Annotated in this window: 9 protein-coding genes; 7 read left to right on the top strand and 2 right to left on the bottom strand. The window is 70.7% G+C overall.

All coding sequences use genetic code 11. The features are described from left to right. Positions 1-683 (top strand): hypothetical protein (locus tag H0X00_RS20740; protein ID WP_293774434.1); only part of this gene is annotated, 683 nt, incomplete at its 5' end. After that, positions 680-1,465 (top strand): A24 family peptidase, encoded by a 786-nt coding sequence (locus H0X00_RS20735; protein ID WP_293774432.1) that lies wholly within the window; start codon positions 680-682, stop codon positions 1,463-1,465. The genes H0X00_RS20740 and H0X00_RS20735, both read left to right, overlap by 4 nt. A gap of 31 nt (positions 1,466-1,496) precedes the next feature. Here the strand turns inward: H0X00_RS20735 and H0X00_RS20730 are convergent, their stop codons facing one another. After that, entirely contained in the window at positions 1,497-2,081 is a 585-nt protein-coding gene (locus tag H0X00_RS20730) for a carboxymuconolactone decarboxylase family protein (RefSeq protein ID WP_293774431.1), read from the bottom strand. A 41-nt stretch (positions 2,082-2,122) separates the two neighbouring features. Next, on the bottom strand, positions 2,123-2,284 hold the full coding sequence (locus H0X00_RS20725; RefSeq protein WP_293774430.1) for a hypothetical protein: 162 nt from the start codon (positions 2,282-2,284) through the stop codon (positions 2,123-2,125). Between the two features lie 406 nt (positions 2,285-2,690). Here H0X00_RS20725 and H0X00_RS20720 point away from each other — a divergent pair, with 406 nt between their 5' ends. The 5 genes from H0X00_RS20720 to H0X00_RS20700 form a co-directional block, all read left to right on the top strand. Beyond that, positions 2,691-3,449 carry an acyl-CoA dehydrogenase family protein gene (locus tag H0X00_RS20720; RefSeq protein WP_293774428.1) on the top strand — a complete coding sequence of 253 codons (759 nt, stop codon included), beginning with the start codon at positions 2,691-2,693 and terminating at the stop codon, positions 3,447-3,449. Next, entirely contained in the window at positions 3,422-3,916 is a 495-nt protein-coding gene (locus H0X00_RS20715; RefSeq protein WP_293774427.1) for a hypothetical protein, read from the top strand. The genes H0X00_RS20720 and H0X00_RS20715 overlap by 28 nt, the downstream gene beginning before the upstream one ends. Then, entirely contained in the window at positions 3,916-4,209 is a 294-nt protein-coding gene (locus H0X00_RS20710) for a putative quinol monooxygenase (protein ID WP_293774426.1), read from the top strand. The genes H0X00_RS20715 and H0X00_RS20710 overlap by 1 nt, the downstream gene beginning before the upstream one ends. Before the next feature lie 33 nt (positions 4,210-4,242). Further along, positions 4,243-5,094, top strand: a complete 852-nt coding sequence (locus tag H0X00_RS20705; protein WP_293774425.1) for a 2-oxo acid dehydrogenase subunit E2 — start codon at positions 4,243-4,245, stop codon at positions 5,092-5,094. A gap of 126 nt (positions 5,095-5,220) precedes the next feature. Continuing rightward, positions 5,221-6,041: DUF4389 domain-containing protein (locus H0X00_RS20700; protein WP_293774423.1), on the top strand; the 821-nt coding region annotated here is incomplete at its 3' end.

Below are 6,041 nucleotides of genomic sequence, written 5' to 3'. Positions count from 1 at the left end.
CCGACGTCCTGCACGTGCAGGCCCTGCTCTGGGAGCGGGCCCCCGCCGACTCGCCTACCGCTGATCGCCGGATCCAGGCCGTGGCCACCGCCGTCGGTGCCGCGGTCTGCGGGTCCACCGACGCGGCGGAGACCGCCGCAGCTCGCGACGCCCGCGAGGTCGTGGTGACGGCCCGTCGCCGGTTGCTCGGGGTCTTCGATAAGCCGGCTGCTGCGCTGGTCGCCGAGCGGCTGACCGACCTGGAGCACCTGGCCGAACTCCCACCGGCCCCGGGCCGGGCGATGCCCTCGCCGTCGGGCTCGTTGCACTGGCGGGCCTGGGAGATCGGGGCCGACGCGCTGGTCGCCCAGCTGCGAACCGCGGCGGCCGACGGCCGGGTGATCGCCGAGGCGCTGCTCGCGGCCGCCTACCGCGCTGACGCTGCCCAGCAAATGTGCCTGGCCGACCTCGCCGACCTCGAGGCCCACCTCGTGGAGGCCTCGCTGGCTGCCGGCGACGCCGGCCTGCTGCTCGCCGACGTCCGGCGGGCCGCCGTTGTCCTGATCCTGTCCGAGGCGGCGGACCGTCCGGTGGACGTCGCCGCCGCCCGGGCCGGGGTGTGGGCCGCGGCCCGAGCTGCTCTGTCGCCGGCCGAGGTGGAGCGGCTCGCACCGCGGCTCGGACGTACCGGTACCAGCGCGTGAGCCCGGACGCGGTGGCCGCGACGTTCCTCGCCCTCGGCGGCCTGCTGATCGGTTCGTTCCTCAACGTCGTCGTGCACCGGGTACCGGCCGGCAAGTCGGTGGTCCGCCCCGGCTCGAGCTGCCCGAACTGCGAGAACCCGGTGCGCCCGCGGGACAACATCCCCGTGCTGTCTTGGCTGTTGCTGCGCGGCCGGTGCCGTGACTGTGCGGCCCCGATCTCGGCGCGCTACCCGCTGGTCGAGGTCGGCTGCGCGGCGCTGTTCTTCGCGATCACCCTGCGCTTCGGGGTCAGTCCGGTGCTGCCCGCGCTGCTGTTCCTGGCCGCGACCGGCCTGGCGCTCGCCCTGATCGACCTCGACGTGCGCCGGCTTCCGTTCGAGATCTCGATCCCGGGCCTGGGCGTCACCGTGGTGCTGCTCGCCCTGGCCGGACTGGCTGACGGCTGGTCCCCGGTGGCGGTGGCGCTGCTCTCGGCCGCAGCGTGGTTCGGCCTGTACTGGTCGCTGTGGTTCGGCACCGGCGGGCGCGGCATGGGTCTGGGCGACGTGGTGCTGGCTCCCACCCTCGGCCTCGCTCTCGGCTGGCTCGGCTGGGGCCCCAGCCTGGTCGGACTGCTCGGCGGATTCGGCATCGGTGCCTTCGTCGGTGTGACCCTGATGGTGATCGGCCGGGCCGGCCGCCGCAGTCAGATCCCGTTCGGGCCGTCGATGCTGGCCGGTGCGTTGCTGGGGGTCTTCGCCGGGTCCGCGGTCTGGGGCGCCTACCTCGGCACGTTGGCCTGATCCTTTGAGCTGGTCCTCGCAGTCTCACGCGTCACAGCACGCGCTCGACGGCCTCCGGCGGGACCGGCATGTCGAGGTCGAAGTCCATCACGCGGTGGAATCGTGAAAGCGCGTTCCACAGGCTGATCGACATGGTGAGCTCGACGAGCTGGTCCGAGCTGAAGGCCTTGGTCAGGGCCGCGCGCAGGTCGTCCGCCAGGCCGGTGGGGGCCTGGGCGATCGGCATCGCGGGAAGCTCGAGTGTCATCACCCGGGCCAGTTCCAGCGCCAGTTGCAGATCAGGGTCCAGGCCCGCGTGATTGCCGCTGACCACCGCGTCGATGTCTTCGGGCGTCGCGCCCTGTGCAGCCGCGGACGTGCAACGGTGGCTCGCGCTGTAGCGGCAGTGGTTGAGCACCGTCACGTAAACCGCGGTCAGGTCCTTCAGCCGCGGGTCCAAGCAGCCGGGGCCGGCCACCGCCCGGATGAAGGGCAGATAGGCGCCGAACATTCCGGGCCGCTGGGCGATCGCCTGCCAGGTGTGGAGCGCCTTGCCGTAGCCGGCCTGCCCGGCCGCGAGCGCGGCCTGGTCGGCGGAGTCGAATTCCGCGGGATCGCGGAGCGGGACCAGTGACATGTGTACTCCCGGTGAAAGGGGGCGAGCCCGCAGACGTCGGCTCACGCGCAGTCGAAGGTCGAGGCGAGATAGGCCGCGGCCGCCATGCGCCGCGACCACCGCATCCGGCGCCGCGCGGCTTCCGGGTCGTCGCCGTAACGGGAGGCCAGATCCTCGCTCGCCTCCCGCAGCGCGTTGCCCGGCCGACCCAGTCGCCGCGTCACGGCCCATCGGATCGTCTCGGCTGACGGAGCCTCCGAGGGCTGCAGTTCCGTGCAGAAGACCAGCCGGGCCGCATCGGTGAGACTCAGTTGGCGGAACCTCGAACGGGCTGTTGGTCGCGCCTGCCGGGCGATGTCCCATCCGCTCGCGTCTGGTGGGTGCGATCAACGGAGCCTCCTAGCGCGAACCGGTTTCCGGGCAGCGAAGGTAAGCCGGTTCGTGGCGCCGCCCGAGACACTTCACGCGTCGCCTGGACGCCTTGCGCAGCGGACGACTCCGCCTGTCGGCGCGGGAGTTGTGCACTGCGCGGACTGTCCCGCCGGGTGCGTCAAGTGTCTCGGCTGCGCGCCCTGGCGCTCATAACGTCGGCCCCATCATCCGTGACAGCCCCTCACATCAGGAGTCGTCGTGACCGACACGTTGGTCGAGCAACCCATCCCGCTTCAGCTCGCGGGCGAGGGCATGGGCACAGGCGTGGACGCCGACCTCGTCGCGCGAGCCACGGCCCTGGTCCCCCTCATTCGCGAGTACGCGGACAAGGCGTCCGAGGAGCGGCGCGTCGGGCCGGAGGTGGTGGCGGCCCTCGAGGAAGCCGGCCTGTTCAAGATCTTCGTGCCCAAGCGCTACGGCGGGTACGGCGCCAACATGGCGACCGGGGTCCAGACGCTTGCCGAGATCTCCCGGGGTGACGGCTCCACCGGGTGGGCCGCCTCGCTGCTGAACGTCTGCACCTGGTTCGCGACCACGTTCTCCCAGCAGGCTCAGGACGAGGTGTTCGGCGCCAACCCGGACGCCAAGGTGTGCGGCATCTTCACCCCGGGGAGCAAGTCGGAGCGGGTCGAGGGCGGCTACCTGGTCAGCGGGCGGTGGCCTTACTCCTCGGGGTCCTTCGCAGCGGACTGGGCGACGCTGGGCATCGGGATCGACGTCCCCGACGGTGAGGACCCCCGCGCACTGGCGCTGATTCCCGCCGAGGCGTGGACCATCGAGCCGACCTGGTTCGTCGCCGGTATGCGCGGAACGGGCAGCGACACCATCGTGGTCGAGGACCACTCGTGCCCGACCACCGGGTGCAACGGTTCGTGGGCATGCGGGAGGCGGAGTTCCTCACGCCGCACAAGCAGGACCAGAACTCCTACATGGCCTTCATTCCGGTCGCTGCGCTGATCCTGGTTGCGCCGCAACTCGGGATGGGCCGGCACGCCCTGGAGCGGACCCGGAAGAGCCTGCCGGGCAAGGCCGTCGCGTACACCATGTACGCAGAGGCGCGAACCTCGCCGATGCACCAGCTCGGGGTCGCGAACGCGTCTACGAAGTTCCACCTGGCTGAGCTGCTCGTGCGTCAGGGTTGCCTGGACATCGACGCCAACGCCGCCGAGCACCGGCTGCCGACCATGGAGGTGCGCGCCCGGGTCCGCAACGACACCGGGGTCGCGGCCGAACTGGTCAACCAGGGGATCGACTTCCTGATGACGGCCAACGGCGCCGGGTCCTTCGCCGACGTTAACGTCCTCAACCGCATCTGGCGCGATGCCGCCATCGCTGCCCGCCACGCCTACGTCTCGGCGGAGGTCGGCAAAGAGGTCTACGGCAAGGTCCTGCTCGGCGACGACCAGCTCACGATGGACCTCTGATGGTCTACGAACACGCTCATCTCGTGATCGACCCGGCCCGGGCCGACGAGTTCGAGGCCGCCGTACCTCTCGCGCTCAAGGCCCTGCGGGATGCCCCGGGCTGCCAGGAGGCGAACATCTCCCGCAGCGTGGACCAGCCGGGTACCTACCTGCTCCGGGCGGGGTGGGACCACCTGGAGGACCACCTCGAGGTTTTCCCGACCACGCCCCAGGCCGCGACCGTGGGCGAGGCCATCGCCGGCTTCTTCACCGAGGCACCGCTCGTCATCCATTTCGAGGACGCACAGATCTGACGGTCCGTAAGCCTCGGGAACGGAGCCCACACGATGCCTCTCACTGACGTCCGACCGGAATGGTTCACCGAGGAGGGATCGGCCGAGGCGGTGGCCGGCAGTTTCGCCGCGACCCCGGACCCTCGCCTGCGTCAGATCCTGCAGTCTCTGGTCCGGCACCTGCACGCCTTCGCCAAGGACGTCGACCTGGCGCAGCCGGAGCTGGACGCGGCTATCGCGTTCCTGACCCGCACCGGTCAGAGGTCCGACGCCACCCGGCAGGAGTTCGTGCTGCTCTCCGACGTCCTCGGCCTGTCGATGCTCGTCGACGCCATCGCCAACCGCGGTGGCGGGACAGCAACGGAGTCCACCGTCCTGGGGCCCTTCCACATGACCGCCTCCCCGGCGCGCTCGCTCGGCGAATGCATCGCCGACGTCGCCGGCGGGGAGCCGACGCTGGTGACCGGGTGCGTGCGAGGCAGCGACGGTGCGGCGCTGCCCGGTGCCACCATCGACGTCTGGCAGGCCGATTGCCAGGGCTTCTACGACGTCCAGCGGCCGGAGGTCGTGCCCGCCGGGAACCTGCGGGGGTTGTTCACCTGCGATTCCGCCCGGGCCGGACAGCTGCGCCCGCACGAGCTCAGCGGAGGCACGGTCACGGTCTCCAACCTCGGCATGTTCGGCACGGTCGAGTTCGCCGCGATCATCAACCCGCCGCAGGCCTCGATCCTCGCGGTCGGCGCGGCCACCGAGGTCCCGGCGATCGTGAAGGGCAAGCTGCGGACGGTCCGTCAGTTACGGGTGAAACTCAGCGTCGACCACCGCCCGGTCGACGGTGCGGTGGCCGCAGAGTGGATGCGGGCCTTCACCGGCCTGCTCGAGAACCCGCTGCGGATCCTGCTGTGACGACGGTCCGGTCCAGTAGGGCGATTGTCTGAGCGGGCGCGCCGTTCAAGATCATTGACGTGACGGGTGTGGTGGCGCGTACGTTCTTCTCGGCACCCGAACGGGGCCGCCGAGGAGGACGAGACCGTGGCCACGTACCCAGTCAGCTACCGCCCCGAGTACACCGAGAAGCGAAACCGGCTGACCTCGTTCTTCCGGCTCCTGATGGTCATCCCCCTGATGATCGTCGGCATCGTCTACGGCATCGCGGCGATCTTCACGGTGATCGGGGCCTGGTTCGCGCTGCTGTTCACCGCGCGGTACCCGGAGGGGCTTTACCGCTTCAACACGGGCGTCTTCCGCTACTGGACCCGCGTCAGCGGCTACCTGTACCTGCAGACCGACGTGTACCCGCCGTTCGACACCGGCGAGCACCCCGAATACCCGATCCACATGGTGATCGACCCGCCGCAGGAGACGTACAGCCGGCTCAAGGTGTTCTTCCGCGTGATCCTGGCGATTCCCGTCTACATCGTCACGCAGGTCTTCGGTTACGCCGTGATGGCGGTCGCCTTCGTGATGTGGGTCGTCGCAGTGATCCTCGGCAAGACTCCGCGGGGCCTGTTCTCGGCGATGACGTTCCTGCAGGGGTTCACCTTCCGGGTCGCCGGCTACATGATCTTCCTCTTCACCGACCGGTACCCGAGCTTCAGCGACGCCGCAGCCGACGCGGCCTACCCGCCGGAGGGCTACCTCCCGCCCGGCTACGCGCCTGCGCAGCCGTACGGGCAGCCGCCGGTCTACGGGCAGCCTCCGGCGTACGGGCAGCCCCCCGCTTACGGGCAGCCCCCGGCTTACGGGCAGCCGTCGGGATACGAGAAGGCTCCGCCGCCCCCGCCGGGGTACCAGCCGCCCGCGGACCCCTACGCGCCGCCCGGGTACGGGCAGCCGCCGGCCCCGCCGCAGAC

Origin of the sequence: Sporichthya sp., from assembly GCF_013815995.1 — a bacterium.
Classification (GTDB): Bacteria; Actinomycetota; Actinomycetes; order Sporichthyales; family Sporichthyaceae; genus Sporichthya.
Note: the sequence above shows the minus strand (reverse complement) of the source record. Positions and strands in the feature narration are given on the sequence as shown.